Raw genomic sequence first — 17,480 nt, 5'->3', positions numbered from 1 at the left:
CTAGGATAACTTTAATTTTCAGAAACATAATATGTCTAGAAAGTTACTTACAAAAGATCCGAAGTTTTCACATAAAAAATCTTACAATCATTATATACATTCAAATTCACATAACATCAACATATAATCCTCCATATTAATGTTATGTAAACAGCAAAATTACGTTTTATAAAACCGACTCACATTGATATATCAACTGACATTAACATGTAGTTAAAAACTTAACAGAAAATATCAATGTCATATCAATATTTTCAGCAGCAAGTACATACATTCACTCAATATCATTAACATCCTATAAAAAAATATAGATTCGAAATTTCCTTATCTTCATTTAAATAAGTTTTCAATATATTGCTATATATAAGAAGTTACTTAAATACGATCGTGTGGTTTTCATACAAAAACCTTAAAATATATATGTTCAATCAAACTCTTAAAACTAATCAATATCAAAAGCGATATTGATGTTATGTAAACAATTCAGGCTTTTTTAGGAATCAATCACATCGACATATCAATTAACATTAACATGTCACCGAATTTTATACGAAAAATGTTAATGTCATATCAATGTTTTTAGGTACTTTGTATACATGCTACCATTTGATATCATTGTTATCCTTTTAAAGTAATGCTTCTTAGTAGAACATATTATAAATAGCTAGAGAGCCAGCAACTTGAAACTACAACGAATGAATTACTAAAAAAACATAAAACTTCTAATGAAATACAAAGTGTCATCTATTAATAAACCTTTTGAAACTATAGTGTTAATATTTTAATCCTTTCGGTTGCTATGTAATTAATAATAGTTATAATGGGCTTTAAAAATGTCAATCTTATGTTAATGATAATGTTATAAGTCTTCTTAATAGAATCATCCAATAGGTGGTAGATACGTTGATTTTATACCCTTTATTCACACACAATATGTATCCTTTCATATGGTGAAACAAAACAGCAAATATAAGTCAGATTAAACTAACGACTAGTTAACAAGACATTGACAACTGAGCGAATTCATTTCCTCATTACACTTTCTATGTTAATGTTAAATTTCATGTTAATGTCAATTCTGAGTTGGAATTACCTCTAAACAGGAAGACACTACTATAATATGGAACATGTTGTTTGAAATTAGATGAATGATGTCTTTAGGACGTTTAAAAAACATCAGTATTACCGTAACCACATAAAACCATCTCAAATATTCCGTGCAGCATGGAGTGGGTATTAAATCTCATTGTTTATTTATATTGATGCCGATCCTATACTCTAAATATATTTGAGCTCATAACATACTACTAATTTAGTAATATTATTATCTTTATTTCTAGCAATTATACACTATAATTTAAATTCCCTAGATTAAGTCTACTTTTTTCCTCACTATCAATGATTATCTCCTTATAACTTGTTTACAAAACAACTATATTTCCTTATCATTAGTATTAAGTAACGTATTTTGTTAATCTCATAGCAACTATCATTGATCTCACTAATGTAAAGGATCGAGATTTTCGTTGATAGCACATTACCATTTATATACTTGGAGTTAATAATAACACTAATAAACCAAGCATATTCTTGCATTTATAGTTAATGTTCTGTCAACAAGAACATGCTAACATGTTAATTTCACATTTCATATGAGTCACTGGATATACAGGGATTTATATGAATATCACCACAATACTGCCTAACATGTCAATTTCAGTTCACATGTTAATTTCATATTGGGTGTTCATGCATTGATTTTTAAGGAGGTAGTTACAATGATTGAACAAAAAAACGAATCACAAGACCATCAAATTAACGATGATGATATATTAACTGATAATGTTTTTGAAAAAGCATGGCGAATAACTGAATTCTCTAAACTAGTTGGACGTCATCATAATACCGTTTATAATTGGTTCAATATTCTAGAGGAAAAAGGACTTCACGAAACGTTAAGAACCCAAAATACCAATGAAAAACTCTATAATACATTAGATCTTGAAATCGCTCTATTTATTAAGCTAAAAAGGGATGAAAAATGGTCTTTAGATGCAATTATTGACCTTTTACCACACCAATTTGATTTAAGACCTGTATCACCAGAGAATCAATCAAATGAGGTATCTACTGAATTAAACCTTCAGGCTACTGCAGAAATCATTGAAAAAATGGTATCTAAACAGTTAGAAGAGAAAATAAAACATATTGAGTCTCGTTATGAAGAGAGAGTGGAGAGTATACTTAAACAATTGCCACAGCCAGAGGATGAAGAAACCATAAAATTGCGTCAACGTCAAGATAGACTTGATAACTTTATTATTGAGCACAGAGCACGACAAGAATTAAGAAAACAAGCAGAAAATCTGTGGAATAGTAAACCTGAAGAGGAACGTACTAGGAAAGCAGGTTGGTTTAAAAAAGAGGAAGATTTGAGTAAAAAGCAACTCTTCATTGAGCAGTACATACAGGATAATATTATTGATTATATAAAATCTCTTATGAATGCTGTAGAATAATAAAAAAGTCTGGATAAACATCCAGACTTTTTTATTATTTTGTAGTACCAAACATCTTATCTGGATCTAGAAAATCTGCTAATTCATCATCTTCATTTATCCCAGAATTTTCATCTTCATCATTGCCCATGTCAATAAAATCTCCAAACGCAAACCCTAAATCTTCATCCTCATCTATACTCTCTATTGTACTAATTTGGGACTTTGTATATTGAATTTGACTTTGTCTTTCCTTAAACTCATTAAATTCTTCTACTAATCCTTTAGATAACCTTGATGGTAACGCATCAGTTTTATAGAACGTATACACGCTTCCTAAGAAATCATTTTTACTTATTAGATATCCATTAAATACAGTACCATTGATAGGTAGATTATTTGAAACTTCTACTTTAGCGTCATCCATAAAGGAATCATCAATGTTTTTTTGCTCATCCAAAATAGCCAACATACCAAAATGATGTACTTTTGATGCTTCAACAGAACCATCATTATTTCTTTTCATTAAATCAATTGGATGGTGGAATGAACTTCCTCTTAATGACTCTTGGAACATCTCTATAATCGCATGACTATTTTCTATTTGGTTCATATTACGAGAAACTTTATTAATTACTAAGCAGCCCGTTTTTTCAAGTAAAATACGTTTAAAGTCTTGAGAGTCCAGTATTACAGAAGTACCAGAACCATTAGCAGCAGTGTTTAACTCATGAATAATCTCACTAATCCGTTGATTTGCATAGTCTCTTGAATTAGCAATACCTTTTTTCTCATTTTCATTTAATTCCTTAAATTCATCATAAAAGTGCTGGTTATCAGCAAATACTACAAATGCTACACCTTTAGATTTGTCATTTGCTAGTTTCCAAATCTCTTGTGAAAATTTATTTACTTGTCGTAGTACATCTGGCCCATCAGCTCGGACAGGAAGTGTCACCACAATTCCCATTTTAATAAAATCTTTACGCTCAATAGCATTTTCAAAGGCTATTCTTGCAAATTTTGCTTGATTTGCTTTAATCTCAGCCATTGGATATTGTTGTGCAACCTTTTGTAACTCTTTCCTAATTATCGGCTTGTTATGAAATGCCGAAAATTCTTCAATAGCCTTAATTATTGTAGAAGTTCCTGTTCCTCCACCTAATCCAGCAAAAAATAGAACAAGTTCATCCGATGGTCTTACACGTTCAGTGATAAAGTCTTTTAATTTTTCTTTTGCTTCTTCATTTGAATCTAGAACTTTAACCGCGCGCTCTGGGTTTTTACCTAAGCCACCTAATTTAAGTGAAACCTGATTGCTTTTAGGCACATTTTTTAATTCAGCTAGATCTCCATCATTACTATTTAGTGCTAAGCAGTTATATACTGCTGTCCCATCTGTATGCTTATACTCCGCAAACTTGTCTACCATTCTAGTACCAGCTTGTCCAAAACCAACCATCGTCATTTTAACTGCCACTTCATTCTTCAAGAAGTTTTTCGCCATTATTTTATCTCTCCTTATTCACTTTTTTTTCTTTTCCCTAACTCAATAAGTACTTGTTGTCCTCTATAAGTTGAGATTAAAAATTTATATGGATGCATAGTCTTTTCATAAATTAAAGACATTGATGATAATGTACTTACACTTATTTCAGCTGAACGTCTTGATATATTTGTACGTTCAACCTCTAGTGAATAAGATTTTCCTTTTTTTTTCTTTACTCGCCTGTCTATAACTACATTTTCCACTATTTCATTAATGGATATGCCCCTCATGTATTTTGTCTCTTGGAATTGTTTATTTACTACGTTTCCTATGTATAGAAATACACTATATAGTATCTCGTCTTGTTCAAGAATATCAGCAAACATGTTTACTACTTCATCTGTAAACTTAATTGTTTGATATTTTTCACTTAATATTTCGTTCAAGTTGTCCCCCCCTAAAACATTGGTTAATTATTCCTAGAAACATAGTACATCATTATACACCGTATATCAAGTCATTATATATAAAACTTATATAGAAAGTGTATATATAAGTTTTATATATACTCTAATAGAAACAATCTATATTTCCCATAGCCTCTTCTATACGACGTATATATAAAACGTACATATGATATGTCAATTTGACACTTCATGTAATTTACATTTTCATAATATTTTTTTTACCATCATGATTAAATGAAACAAAAACATAAAAAAAGATTTTATTTCATCATCAAGAAACCTATATATTATCTAATTATAATCTTATACACCTTACATATACAACGTATGCATACGTTGTATATGTAAGGTTATATATTTCAACAATTAATCCCTCATTAATTGTCAATTATATATAAACAAAACATAATAAAGTGTATATATAAATCTTATATATACACTTTATATATGCACTTTACATATAAATGATGAAAAACGCCTGCATTTTAATAATTTGCACTACACTCATGTATTTATGTTGATAAATGCTTACATTTCCTTTTACACAGTTCACTTCTTGTTAAATTAGAGATTGTTAATGTTATGTTAATTGTGTTACTAATCCACCTAAATATATGTGTAATGAAAAAAGGACGGTCTATATACGAACCCGATTTCTTATCAATTTCAGTAACTTTTAAAAGTTTATTAAGGATGATTGTTAATTTCATATCCACAAAATCACTAGGTTATTTAGTTAAATACTTTATAGATTAGAATAATTGAAATTTTGCTTAGATCTTTCTAACATTCTTACTCTATCAATTTCATATAAACAAAAAACGGTTCCTTAAGTTTGTTACATAGGTTTACAATTTAGTGAATGAGAATTCTATAGAACTTAGATTAATATACAAAACCTATGAATGTACTTGAAATGTACCGTTGATAAGATAGAAATAACATTAATTTTCCTCTTACTAAATTGCCATTTCAGCACGGGGGAGGGAAACTAAAAACTAAATTCCCAAGATAAACCAGTATTAAAAATAAACATCCAATCAAATAATAAATAAAGAAAATCATCCTTGATTCCCAAAATCCTTTTATAATTTTTGAATAATTGTAATCCATCAAAATTTTAATATCTTAATCGGCTTCGTGTTAGGACGGCATAGTATCACTTTATTAGTAACTTTTTCCTGAGTAATTGTTAGTTACCTAGTAGTACTTCGCCCTAACAATCAGGGAAATCTAATAAACCCCATGAGGCTAATGATTTACTATAGATTTTTAAAGCTCATTACCACCACAACTTTGGGGTACAAGAATAGGTATCTCTAGAAAAGAAATTCTCAAATTCATTTTTTCTTATTTTACAATCAATATTTAGATGTAATAGTATATAAAATACTACTGATTTTGTTTAAATTTAATTATAAATAAGAGGTGTATATAGTGCCGCAGAAAGTGTATAAATATAAAAGGGCAGGTACCCAGAAATATTTTCATCTAAAAGAAGCAGACATATTTGTTTTTACAGTTTTATATTACAAAAGAGCTCTTACAACAAGACAAATCACAACGTTATATAGTGCATTTGAGAGAAGAGAATGTTCAGAAGCTAGCATATTCACAAAGCTAGATCGATACTCACAATACGGCGCTATCCTAACTAAAAAGATTGATAAAAGAGAGGATAGTATAACAAAACGAGCTTCATTCTCTTTAAAAGAAAAAGCTATTGAATTCTTACAAAAAATAGGGAAACTTCCACCGAACGTTTCTAAAAAAAGATATTCACGTGTAATTACACTTCATACTTTATGTGCACGTGAAGTTTTTGTACGTACTCTACTAGCTATTACTAAAAAGACATTTAGTAATGAAATATTAAATGAGTTAGATATCCGTTCCTATTACCTAAAGAAAAACATGACAATTCAAGATGCTCAGTTACCTTTAATTCCTGATGAACACATTTCATATCATAATAAAAATATTTATATAGAGATGGATATGTGTAAAGAAACTAATGCTACCTTAGTTGAAAAAGTAGGGAAGTACATCGATTACGCGCAAAAAACTGATAAGAATGTAACGGTTGTTTTTGTTCTTTATGACAAGTCGATGTTCCTTGCGCAAGATGCAGAACCACCATACGTACGTATGAAAAATCTCTTATTTTCTATGCGAGAATATCATGAACATTTAATGAATCTACCAAACCTAAATATGCACATCTGCTCTTTGAAAGAAGCTGGAGATGTTATTTCAGATATCATTCTAGGAATAGATGATAACCAAAACTTTGAACAAGATATTCTTTTGCCTTTATCTCAACGCACAGTAGGAGATGCCGATTGGCGTTATGCATTTGTTGAAAAAGTTCAAACATTTACGGAAACAATAGATGGTGGTCTTAGACGAACGTATAGGAGAGATAAAGATGTTATGCAAGATTTCTTCTTTATTTTTGGGAATGAAAATGATTACCGAATGATTGCTAGATTAGACGATGTTGTGTTTTCAAGAAGAGAAGGTGATGAAGGGGTACCACTTGTTGTGATCTATCCAAAGCGCAAAAAGGCTAGAGATATACTTTTAATGGACACTTATGACAACGTATTACTGCTATCCCTCCAAAATGAAGGTGTTACTATCGACGCGGATGAACAGATCATGGCGCGTACTGCAAATAACATACACCCGAAAAGACGCAAGCTTGTTGAATTATATTAATCGTTTATTTTTTATATACTTTTATACAATTTTATTGATTTTTATTATTTAAGGTGATAGAATTACGTTTGAACTAAACACTAAAAACTAAAATTAAATCAGAACATATGAAATTAAGGCAAGCGACACACGCTGTTTTTACAGTGGGTGTCGCTTGCCTTTTTTTATATGGAGAAAGGTGGAAAATCAAAATGGATTTACAATATGCAACTACTACTACTGGGGAAGTACTCTCTGCTAGAGAAGCATTTAAAAACCCGGAACTAGTCCTTAATCATATTACAGAAGAGGGAGCAACGTTTAGTGTTTCTCTACAAGATATCCAAATTCCAGGGAAACCAAATTTCTATTGGTACGATGTCATAATTGAAACGGCAACGGATAAAAAAATCGAGGTAAATATCGCGGTACTTTCTCAACAAGAATACAATCAACTCTGTGAGAGAGAGAGTATTGATTTATATTTAAAACAAACTGAAGATGCAGCAGAATTCTTTCTCGAAAAATCAAAGGAACTATTCCAACCAGAATTCAATAATCGATTTCAATTTAAACATAAAGCTCAACTATATCTGTAAGAAGTAGGTGAGCCTATATGGAGACATTTAAACAACGATTACCGTTATTTACTACAATCGGCTTAATTAGCGGATTTATTCTTTCATTTGGATTCGGTTTAGTAAACTACATCAAGTTACTCTACTATGCATTTGAACCACCGTCTTATCCTATAGAAATTACATATGTACCGCTTATTCTAATGTTCTTTTCTTTACTGTTAGGAGAATTTAGCTTTAGGTTTTACAGCCGTATTCCAGCTTTACATGTAAATAATGGGAAATTAATAATTTTGGTTGCTTCTCACTTTGCGGTTGATATTCAATTTTTATGGTTTGCAACTGCTCCAATCCATGCAAAGGTTATTCCTTATCTTACGGATAAATCAAAACATCTTAATTTTGGTGAGTATGAAGCCTTAGGTCATGTCTTAACAGGCAATTTCCACACACTCACTATGATTTTTGTATTTTTACCAACAGTATTTATGATTTTGTTTACACTTTGGTATAGTGGGCATATTGTTCGTTACCGAGAAGAGATATTAAAGTGGGCACAAAAATACGAATATAAAAATCACAAATTACAAAAATGGTTTAATAGCCAAGAAGAACAAATATATCCTGATGTAGAAATTGGACCTCATATTGAGCATAAAGAAATGGTCCGGATTAAAGGGAAAGATAGAACGTTAAATGGTATCATTATTGGACCAATTGGTTCTGGTAAAACATCAAGTTTAATTATTCCTATGATAAATCAAGATTTACACTGGATGGTACGTTTCATAAATAAGTTTGAAACTGCGTATAAAAAGAATGATTATGATACAGAAGAAGTAAAAGGAACATTTTTAAATGGTGTCACTGTTATTGAACCCAGTAATGATTTATGTCAAAAAGTATTTAAGTTAGTACAAGCACATAAAATCCCAGCAAGTTCGGTTTATTACATTGATCCAACTAATCCTGATACCAAAAATATAAACATTCTGCGAGGGCCAGTTGATAAAGTAGCAGAGGTCTTCGCAATGGTTATTCAAGGTTTGTCAGAATCTAACAATGCATTCTTTGAACAAGCTCAACGTAACCACCTTAAACAACATATCTATTTATTAAAGCTTTACAACCCGCAAAAAGATGTCACCTTCGACGATTTGATTGAGATGTATGACGATATAGAACGTGTTCACCGTATGCATAAACTATTAAAAGTACAGGTCGAAAAGTTATATGATTTTGTTCAAAGTGGCGCTGCTTCACGTGACCAAAAAAATGAATATAAAATTATAAAAGGTATTGATGAATGGTTTGATAATACCATTCGTGAAAAAATGGATTTTCAAGGTGAACCAGCAGTTTATAAATCAGGAAAATACCGCGGACAACCAATGCATTATGACAGAGAAGAAGAATATGTAAAAGGTTTACGCAACATATTAAAAGATTTAGCTTCAAACGTTTTAATACGACGTGTTTTATTTGGAAAATCTGATTTTGATTTCGATGTCCATTTAGAGCGGGGTGGCATTCTACTTGTTAATACCGCAAAAGGGGAATTAGCAGACCTTTCTAATGTATTAGGAAAATTTGTATTGCTGAGTATGCAGAATGCGGTATTCCGTAGGGAACCAAACGTCTCACCTTATCATCACATAATTGTCGATGAGTTTCCGGATTATGTTGTGCGGCCGTTTAAAGAATTCCCTGCACAATCTCGTAAATATAAAGTAATTCTAACAATCGCTAGTCAAACACTATCGCAATTAGCCCTCGACTTCACAGAGCAATACATGTTTACTCTACTAGGTTCGTTCCGTAACAAAATGATATTTGGAGATGTAACGCCATACGATGCAAAAATTTTCTCTGACATGTTTGGTGAGAAAGAGGAATTTAAAGAGGCGGAATCCGAACAGGGTATTTCTCCTATGCAAGAGAATCCTGTTAGTCGACTAGGATCAACCTATCAAAAGTCCAAAGAAGTTGTTATGTCACCAGGAGATATCATGGCACAAGGTGCATTCATCTGTGCTGCTCGTATCGTACAAGATAATCATGTGCAACCTGTACAACAAATTACAAGTAACTTTGTACCAAAAGAAGAATTCGCCCAAGCAATCATTCAAGTAGATACAAAAACAGGTGAATATTGGGAAAATGAGCGTCTTCGCCTTATTAATGAATCTATCGAAAAAGCAAATCCTATGAAGCATGTAGATGCAGAAAACATGAAGAAAATACAACCATTACCACCTATCCGAGAAGGTGAGATTGAACAGAATAACTCCATGGAAACAATGGAAACAAACGTGGAGCATCAACACATTGTATCATTGGAGGATTATAAGGGAGACAAGTCTCAAAATGAAACCTTACCTAATGAACCCGCAGCAATGAGCCAGCAGGGAAATGTTGATGATGAAGTTGATAATAAGTTGTATGAAGATATTAAGGAATTTATTATCGAATCACAACAAGTCTCGCCATCTCTTCTGCAAAGAAAATTCAGGATTGGCTATATGAAGGCTATGCAATGTATTGAGAAGTTAGAACAAAATCAAATTGTAAGTTCTTACACAGGGGATGGACCTCGTAAAGTATTAATTTCAAATAATAGTAGTATGCCAGAAGAAACAAGTGTTAATACTACCCATTCATCTAATAATACTATTTCACGGGAAGTAGCGATTCGAAGCGAAGACCAAGGAACTGTACAAGATGAGACTAGCGCCTTTAAGGATATTCTATACGACGATGTTTTAAGTTTTGTGAAAGAAGCGAGAAGTGCCTCTATACCGGTACTACAAGACACGTTTGAAATTAGTTATACACGTGCATCAAGATTAATAGAAGCACTACAAAGAAATGATGAACTTCCTGTTATAGCAGAAGAAACACATCTAGAAAGTATAAGCACTGAAATAAAAGAACCAGTCGTGAAAGAAGATATTAAAGAAACCATAGATATAGAATTACCTCCTATGGACGAATGCTATGAAATTAACATGGAGGTAGCAGAACTAAACAAAGAATTATCTATTACTATGTTAGAGCAAGATTGGAATAAAGATTCCATTATTCATTCCGTGATTCCTGATGAGACCGAAACACTGTTTGAAGAATTCCCATCTAATGGACCTCCCGTTACAATAACAGAGGCAGAAGAAACACATGTAGAAATCAACACGGTTCCAGTTGAAGAAATGCTTAATCATACCGAAGAAAACAAGCTAGATGAAGATGTAGCAAAAGTTTACGAATCTATTAGTATTACGGTTCAAGAAAACTTAGAAAAAAATAGAGAAGATCATTCGAAAAATGATGAGAAGAAACAAGAATATAAACCTATGAGTTACAAAGAACGCCAAGAGCACTTAAAATCTCAGCAAAAAAATAAGAAAAACACTTCGCAGTCTCTGCTTAATAAAATTGAAAAACCAAAGCAAAAAACATCGAACATTATGAGTAAAGAGTTGAATAATTTCTTTGATTAATAGATTGTAAACCTCAAATTAAATCTAGTAGGAATATCGCCAGTATTTCGAAAAAAATCACGCTAAGCCAAAAATACAATAAGCTGCCCATATAGGCAGCTTATTTATATAATTATCGTTGTAGGAAGTAAAAATAAAGCGGAAATTGCATGATAAAACATTTTTACATTTTAAAATTACGTTATTATAAAGAAATTTGGTAGTCTTTAATTAGCCTTTAACTTAACCTCAAACTTAAGGGAGATGTATAAATGAACATTGGTAAACAGATACAATATTTTCGTAAACGGGATAACATGTCCCAAGAGGCGTTAGCAGAAAAAATTCATGTTTCCAGACAATCTATTTCTAACTGGGAAAATGAAAGAAACTATCCAGATATTCATAATTTATTAATGATGAGTATTCTTTTTAATGTCTCCCTGGATGATTTAGTTAAAGGAGATGTAAAGATCATGAAAGAAGAACTTCAAAAATCAATTTTCTTTAAGTGGAGTTACATTATGTTAGCATTAATGATTCTACTTCCTATTTCTATTGCACCTGTATTTTACTTTTTTGGTTATTATGGTCTTATAATACCTGTGGTACTAGTGATTTTGCTTATGCTTTCATCATCGAAGCTTGAAAACTTGAAAAAAGAGCATAATTTAAAAACTTTTCGTCAAATAGTTGATTTTATAGAAGGAAAACCTATAAGTGAAGTAAAGCCTAATATAAAAGATAAATTATTAAAAATAGGTTTTATGCTTGCAAGTGCTTTAATTAGTTATAGTTTGATTTATTTAGGATTGAGTGTATTTGGAAGATAACTTAGAAAACTATTAAAAGTCCTCCGGATTGTTTAACTGGAGGACTTTTGTGTTTACATAATTATGGTTTTCGAAAGTTGATTTTGTAGCGCTCTTTCTCGTAATTCACCATGTTTCCCAAAGAAAATAGGGAAAGGTAAGACGATGAATAAATTTATAAAATGACAAAACTGTAAGAATACACGAATGTTTGTAAGAAAGTTCGATGTTTTCCTTTTTCTTTTTTTATTATAGTGAAAAAGAAGAACGAAATATTCTCTTATGTAGGAAAGGAAGATAATAATGATTGATCTATTAAATAAATGGATGTTAGAAAGTACAGCCAATTTTAATATCGTTGTAGGACTTACAGCACTTCTATTTTTGGGTTCAGCAATTGCACTTATTATTATTTACAAAAAAATTGGTAAACCATATGAAAGAACAAATGCTATTTATTTAAAAATTACTTCTCGTATGTTTACTATTCAAATTCTAATGAATGCTATATTTATTTCTCTAGTTGGTAAGGATATTGAGAATTTCCGTCAAATCTTTATATTATTTGAAGCCTTTGTATTCTTCATTGGAGCTATTTATTCGTTTAAATTATATAGACAGGAATACAAATAATTCACTTATAAGTACATCTATAAATATACTTGCAAGTGTACTTATAGGGGTACCGCCAGCATTTTTGAAGAAAAACACGCTAAGCAAAAACATACAATAAGCTGCCCATATGGACAGCTTATTTACATAATTTTCGTTATTCGAAACTAATTTTTAATATTACAGCAACCCTTTTCCGAAACAGAAAGGGAGAAATCCTTACATTGATTGCTTTTTTAACCTCAGAATACCTTCTATGTCTAACTTGCATACTTTGCAAATTTCTTATCTACGAAATGAGCAACGATAAAGATAACGGGAATAAACAGTAATTTGAGCAGGGAAATGTGTGCTATATCTGTTTTTTGGATATAAACATTAAGGAAAATTGCTATCAGTACCAGAGTAAACGTCCATTCCTTCAGGAATATTCTTCGTATAGAACCCTTTTTCATACATACACCTCCCTTTTCTTAATTGTATCACTTAGATAATACGCTTATAGGCGTACCGCCAACATTTTAACGAAAATATACGTTAAGGGGCTAAATTTATGAATAGCGTAGATGGGCATCAATTCGCCCTAGATTTACATGTAATGATTGGAAACGTGAAGAAAATATAGGAGAAAATACTTTGGAGACAAATCGAGAACAACTTTTATAAAGAAACACTCCCGAAGGAGTGTTCATCGTTTCAGTTCAAAAAGGTAAAATCCATAGTCTGTGGAAATACCTTCATAACCCATTTGTCTAAGCATTGCAGTAATGTTACCACGGTGATATGTGCCGTGATTAACCACGTGCCTAATGAGATCGTTGTAATTAGCCCGCAACACACCGAATTTAAGCGGATACTCAGATATTGTCTCTAAATCAAATTGATGGTTCAAAATAAACTCTTCATATCGAGCTGCTATTTTATCAAAGTAAGCCTCAAATGCATCGAGCGTGACATCGTTTACCTCTTCACGCGAGCTCGTCATTGCAGCATAAATGTCCTCAGGACTTTCATGGTACATTATGCTTATCCAAGTGTTATCCACAGAATAGATATGTGCTAATGCGTCGCTGATGGTAGGAAATACACTTTTTAGTGGTCTACGATACAGATCATCAGGAAGTTTCTTTAAATGATCAAAAACTCTTTTATTAGCCCAAACATGGTAACGAAATAGTTCAAGCGTAGCGTTCATTATATCCCTCCTAGATTCTGATGTTATTTCGAATAGTATAGTGTTCTATACATCGAAATGGATTCTTCAACAATTATACACGATTTTTTTTCGGAGAGAATCTCTTGACCATTTTTCTGTCGTTATAAGATACTACAACATTAGAAGCTCTTCGTCCCTTACAACAAATCTGAAAATAAAAGCAGGACTTTTCTTAGAGTAGAAAATTCGGCTATTTTTATGTCGAAATTTGCTTAGCGTATATTTTCGTTAAAATGTGGGCCGTACCCCATGTCCATCAAGCTAAAAAGAACGAGTTACCCCAAAACAATAAAAAGCGGGCAAAATGTACACTTTTTTCGTTCTGAGGGTATTATGAGATCTTAAGTTGATGGATGTGTGGCGAGACTATATGAAAGAAAGTTTTGCTCTTTTAACCAAAAACGGCCGTTTATGGTTAGATGAAATACTTACAGCTTTTTATGTGGTGCCCATTTTTTAAGATGTAATAAAAGGTAGAATAGTTGTATCAGGAATTTGCCAAATTCCGTGTATCTGTTGTCCCATATGGAAGAATCTCGTATATTTTTGCAGCAAGTGCCTGAGGAGACTCCCTTGACCCTCTTTTAATCCAATCGGTAACAATATTGAAGATACCGCCTGCTAAAAACAGGATTTGCATTCTGCTCATGTCATGATCGTGTGTAATATCCGCTTGAAAGACCTTTTCCATTGTATAATTCAAGTAATCAAGCATCATATTAGATATATTTGCATCAATTAACTTTCCTGACGGCTTCTGTGCAGAGACAAATCCCTCTATGATATATTCAATAATTAGCTGCATACTTTCATACGGATCCAAACTATCAACCTCTTTTAAGAATTGTTGAACAATTTCATCCACAGATGCTTGCACGACGTCGTAAACGTTGCGGTAGTATTTGTAGAATGTGACTCTGGCAACTCCAGCCTTTTTACAAATAGCTGTTACTGTTATATCTTGCAATTTATGTTCATGCAACAGTGCGCTCAATGCCTCCATAATGTATGTTTGAGAGTGTATACTGTCTTCTCTTGACTTCCTCAAAGCTAACACATCCCTTCATTATGTTCGTTTTAAGTGTAAATCATCACATATTGCTTGAAAGATGAAAATTCACTGTTATACTTACACTTGTAAGTACAATTGTTAGTGCGGTGATAATTTCATTGTATAAAAGGAAATTATCGCTGTCAATGTGTACCATTTTCTTTGTTTCTTACTGGCAATTTGTCGCCATTTTGCAAGCTATAAATAGGGAGGGATATTCAGATACAATCTATAATAAGTATTTTAAAATCTTATTATATTAATTATGTGTAATTCAGGTATTTGTACGTTTCTAGATTACAACGTAAGAAGAATAATTTTTGAAAAGAATAGGGTGAGATTTAATTGGCAAAACATCTGTATAAGTTAGGATATTGGGCAGTAAATCATAGGAAGAAGGTTGTATTCAGCGCACTCGCAATTCTTATTGCATTAGTGCTTTTTGCAGTCAACATGGGTTCCTCTTTCAAGGACGAGCTGAGTATTCCGAATACACCAGCAGATAAAGCAGGAAAAGTAATTGAAAAAGAGTTTAAAGCGATGCAACCAGCAGGTGCCCAAGTAAAAGTGGCATTTAAAGCACCCAAAAATGAAACCTTGGAGTCAGCGGAAGTACAACAGAAAATTGCAGGAGTTCTTGAAGAGATAAAAAAAGACTCAGCTGTTGATTCTGTGGCAGCACCGATGCAACTGCAGAACTTCAGTGAAGATAAGACAATTGGATATGCAGTTGTTACGTACAAAGTAAAAGCAGAAAAGGTTACAGAAGCTTCTAAAGATACGATTTTAGATAGTATTGAAACAACAAGGGATGCCGGCATTCAAACGGAGTTATCAGGAGGCGATGTTACGTTTTCTGACTCAGAGACTTCAGGTATGACTGAAATTGTCGGAGTTCTTGTTGCCTTCGTAGTCCTGGCATTTACCTTTGTGTCTTTTTTAGTAGCTGGACTGCCGATTCTCACTGCGATAATCGGATTAGCAATTGGAATGCTAGGAATCATGATTGGAACCAATTATGTGGAAATCCAATCAGTTTCCTTATCATTAGCTGCCATGCTGGGACTCGCAGTAGGCATAGACTATGCACTCTTCATTATCAATCGTTTTAGACAGCAGCTTGCACAAGGAGATTCTGTTCCAGAATCTGTTGCCATCGCAACGGGAACAGCGGGAAGTGCCGTAATCTTCGCGGGATTAACTGTTATTATAGGTCTTTTGGGACTGTCTGTTACAAAGATTCCATTCCTGACAGCGATGGGCGTATCCGCTGCCTTTACTGTGCTTGCAGCGGTGTTGGTTTCCATCATCATATTACCAGCTATTTTGGGACTTGTCGGCCATAAGATTGCCCCATCTAAACAAAATCGATTCTTACAAAAGATGACTGGGGCAGGTAAGAAACATGCTGGTTCAAATAAATGGGGAGAATTTGTCATAAGACGTCCTCTGATTGTTACGATTTTCGCAATCGGACTACTTGCAGTGATTTCGATTCCTTTTTTCCATATGAACCTTGGACTGCCTTCTGATGGAACAACAAAGTCCACAGAAACGACAGAAAGAAGAGCATATGATTTATTGACGGAAGCATATGGGGAAGGATTTCATGCCTCTTTAATGGTAGTAGCAAAATCAGAGGAAGCAACAGCTGAAACGCAAAATGCTATGAACATCATCGCAAGAGAATTGGATAACCTACCTGACGTGAAAAGTGTGACACCAGCTATCCCGGGGCCTTCTGGAAAGATTTATATGATTTCTATTACACCAAAAACTGGACCTGACGATACAAAGACAAAGGATTTGGTAAAAGCGATCCGGGACAAATCGAACCAGACTGAGAAAAAAGATGGAATTGAACTAATGGTAACGGGAACAGCAGCGATGAATATTGATATCGTGCAAAAGCTGAGTGACGCCTTGCCAGTTTTTGCTGCCCTTATTGTGGGACTTGCGTATGTACTCTTAGTTCTAGTGTTTAGATCTCTGCTCATTCCATTAAAAGCAGTATTAGGGTTTCTACTGTCTCTTGGCGCTACGTTGGGAGCCGTGGTATTTTTCGTGCAGGATGGACATTTCCAAAATATATTTGGGTTCCCGGCTGCCGGTCCGATCTTAGCCTTCTTGCCTGTCATTCTGATTGGCATCTTGTTCGGACTCGCCATGGACTATGAGGTGTTCCTAGTGAGCAAGATGCGGGAAGTATATACGCATACAGGTGATCCAAAGAGAGCTATTCTAGAAGGAATGCGAGAGAGCGGGAGAGTCGTAGTCGCAGCGGGATTAATTATGATGTCTGTATTTATTGGATTCATGTTGGCGCCTGATACCATCATTAAATCCATAGGCATGGCTCTTACATTCGGTGTTTTCTTTGACGCATTCATCGTGAGAATGACAATCGTACCTGCATTCATGATTCTCATGGGTAAATCAGCCTGGTACTTGCCAAAATGGCTGGATAAAATTTTGCCTAACATTGATGTTGAAGGAGAAAGCATTATACATCGCGTAGAAAAAAAAAGTGAAAAAATATATAAACAGAACAGTTAAAGTTAATTCATAGTTGTATTCATTA

11 protein-coding genes are annotated in these 17,480 nt (G+C 33.0%); 7 read left to right on the top strand and 4 right to left on the bottom strand.

Annotated elements, in window-relative coordinates; all coding sequences use genetic code 11:
* Positions 1-1,778 precede the first annotated feature (1,778 nt).
* Positions 1,779-2,519 (top strand): MerR family transcriptional regulator, encoded by a 741-nt coding sequence (locus B9A45_RS31385; RefSeq protein ID WP_000572542.1) that lies wholly within the window; start codon positions 1,779-1,781, stop codon positions 2,517-2,519.
* Between the two features lie 34 nt (positions 2,520-2,553).
* On the opposite strand, the gene B9A45_RS31380 is transcribed toward B9A45_RS31385, so the two are convergent.
* Positions 2,554-4,005: an FtsZ/tubulin family protein gene (locus B9A45_RS31380; RefSeq protein ID WP_084065961.1), complete on the bottom strand. Its 1,452-nt coding sequence runs from the start codon at positions 4,003-4,005 to the stop codon at positions 2,554-2,556.
* 14 nt (positions 4,006-4,019) lie between these two features.
* The gene (locus B9A45_RS31375; RefSeq protein WP_061655383.1) at positions 4,020-4,433 is read right to left on the bottom strand and encodes a hypothetical protein; all 414 of its coding nucleotides are present in this window, start codon (positions 4,431-4,433) and stop codon (positions 4,020-4,022) included.
* Positions 4,434-5,891: 1,458 nt separating this feature from the next.
* Here B9A45_RS31375 and B9A45_RS31370 point away from each other — a divergent pair.
* The 5 genes from B9A45_RS31370 to B9A45_RS31345 all read left to right on the top strand — a co-directional run bounded on the left by B9A45_RS31370 (position 5,892) and on the right by B9A45_RS31345 (position 12,653).
* On the top strand, positions 5,892-7,175 hold the full coding sequence (locus B9A45_RS31370; RefSeq protein WP_084065960.1) for a replication-relaxation family protein: 1,284 nt from the start codon (positions 5,892-5,894) through the stop codon (positions 7,173-7,175).
* A 191-nt stretch (positions 7,176-7,366) separates the two neighbouring features.
* Positions 7,367-7,753 (top strand): hypothetical protein, encoded by a 387-nt coding sequence (locus tag B9A45_RS31365; protein WP_084065959.1) that lies wholly within the window; start codon positions 7,367-7,369, stop codon positions 7,751-7,753.
* Between the two features lie 17 nt (positions 7,754-7,770).
* Entirely contained in the window at positions 7,771-11,229 is a 3,459-nt protein-coding gene (locus B9A45_RS31360; protein ID WP_084065958.1) for a DNA translocase FtsK, read from the top strand.
* Positions 11,230-11,480: 251 nt separating this feature from the next.
* Positions 11,481-12,041 (top strand): helix-turn-helix domain-containing protein, encoded by a 561-nt coding sequence (locus tag B9A45_RS31355; protein ID WP_084065957.1) that lies wholly within the window; start codon positions 11,481-11,483, stop codon positions 12,039-12,041.
* A 282-nt stretch (positions 12,042-12,323) separates the two neighbouring features.
* Positions 12,324-12,653 (top strand): 6-aminohexanoate hydrolase, encoded by a 330-nt coding sequence (locus B9A45_RS31345; RefSeq protein ID WP_084065955.1) that lies wholly within the window; start codon positions 12,324-12,326, stop codon positions 12,651-12,653.
* Between the two features lie 667 nt (positions 12,654-13,320).
* On the opposite strand, the gene B9A45_RS31335 is transcribed toward B9A45_RS31345, so the two are convergent.
* Positions 13,321-13,827 carry a DinB family protein gene (locus B9A45_RS31335; RefSeq protein ID WP_084065953.1) on the bottom strand — a complete coding sequence of 169 codons (507 nt, stop codon included), beginning with the start codon at positions 13,825-13,827 and terminating at the stop codon, positions 13,321-13,323.
* 508 nt (positions 13,828-14,335) lie between these two features.
* Entirely contained in the window at positions 14,336-14,851 is a 516-nt protein-coding gene (locus tag B9A45_RS31330) for a TetR/AcrR family transcriptional regulator (RefSeq protein ID WP_084065952.1), read from the bottom strand.
* 393 nt (positions 14,852-15,244) lie between these two features.
* On the opposite strand from B9A45_RS31330, the gene B9A45_RS31325 reads away from it, so the two are divergent.
* Positions 15,245-17,455, top strand: coding sequence for an MMPL family transporter (locus B9A45_RS31325; RefSeq protein ID WP_179135428.1), 2,211 nt, complete (start codon positions 15,245-15,247; stop codon positions 17,453-17,455).
* Positions 17,456-17,480 lie beyond the last annotated feature (25 nt).

Source organism: Bacillus sp. JKS001846, assembly GCF_900176455.1.
Taxonomy (GTDB): Bacteria; Bacillota; Bacilli; order Bacillales; family Bacillaceae_G; genus Bacillus_A; species Bacillus_A cereus.
The sequence above is the reverse complement of the archived record's forward strand: the minus strand, read 5'-3'. Positions and strand labels throughout refer to the sequence as shown.

Excerpts from the sequence above, each read along its gene's own strand:
- B9A45_RS31385 (WP_000572542.1), top strand. The coding sequence starts at position 1,779 with ATGATTGAACAAAAAAACGAATCACAAGACCATCAAATTAACGATGAT.
- B9A45_RS31355 (WP_084065957.1), top strand. The coding sequence starts at position 11,481 with ATGAACATTGGTAAACAGATACAATATTTTCGTAAACGGGATAACATG.
- B9A45_RS31360 (WP_084065958.1), top strand. The coding sequence starts at position 7,771 with ATGGAGACATTTAAACAACGATTACCGTTATTTACTACAATCGGCTTA.
- B9A45_RS31380 (WP_084065961.1), bottom strand. The coding sequence starts at position 4,005 with ATGGCGAAAAACTTCTTGAAGAATGAAGTGGCAGTTAAAATGACGATG.
- B9A45_RS31330 (WP_084065952.1), bottom strand. The coding sequence starts at position 14,851 with ATGGAGGCATTGAGCGCACTGTTGCATGAACATAAATTGCAAGATATA.
- B9A45_RS31335 (WP_084065953.1), bottom strand. The coding sequence starts at position 13,827 with ATGAACGCTACGCTTGAACTATTTCGTTACCATGTTTGGGCTAATAAA.
- B9A45_RS31345 (WP_084065955.1), top strand. The coding sequence starts at position 12,324 with ATGATTGATCTATTAAATAAATGGATGTTAGAAAGTACAGCCAATTTT.
- B9A45_RS31365 (WP_084065959.1), top strand. The coding sequence starts at position 7,367 with ATGGATTTACAATATGCAACTACTACTACTGGGGAAGTACTCTCTGCT.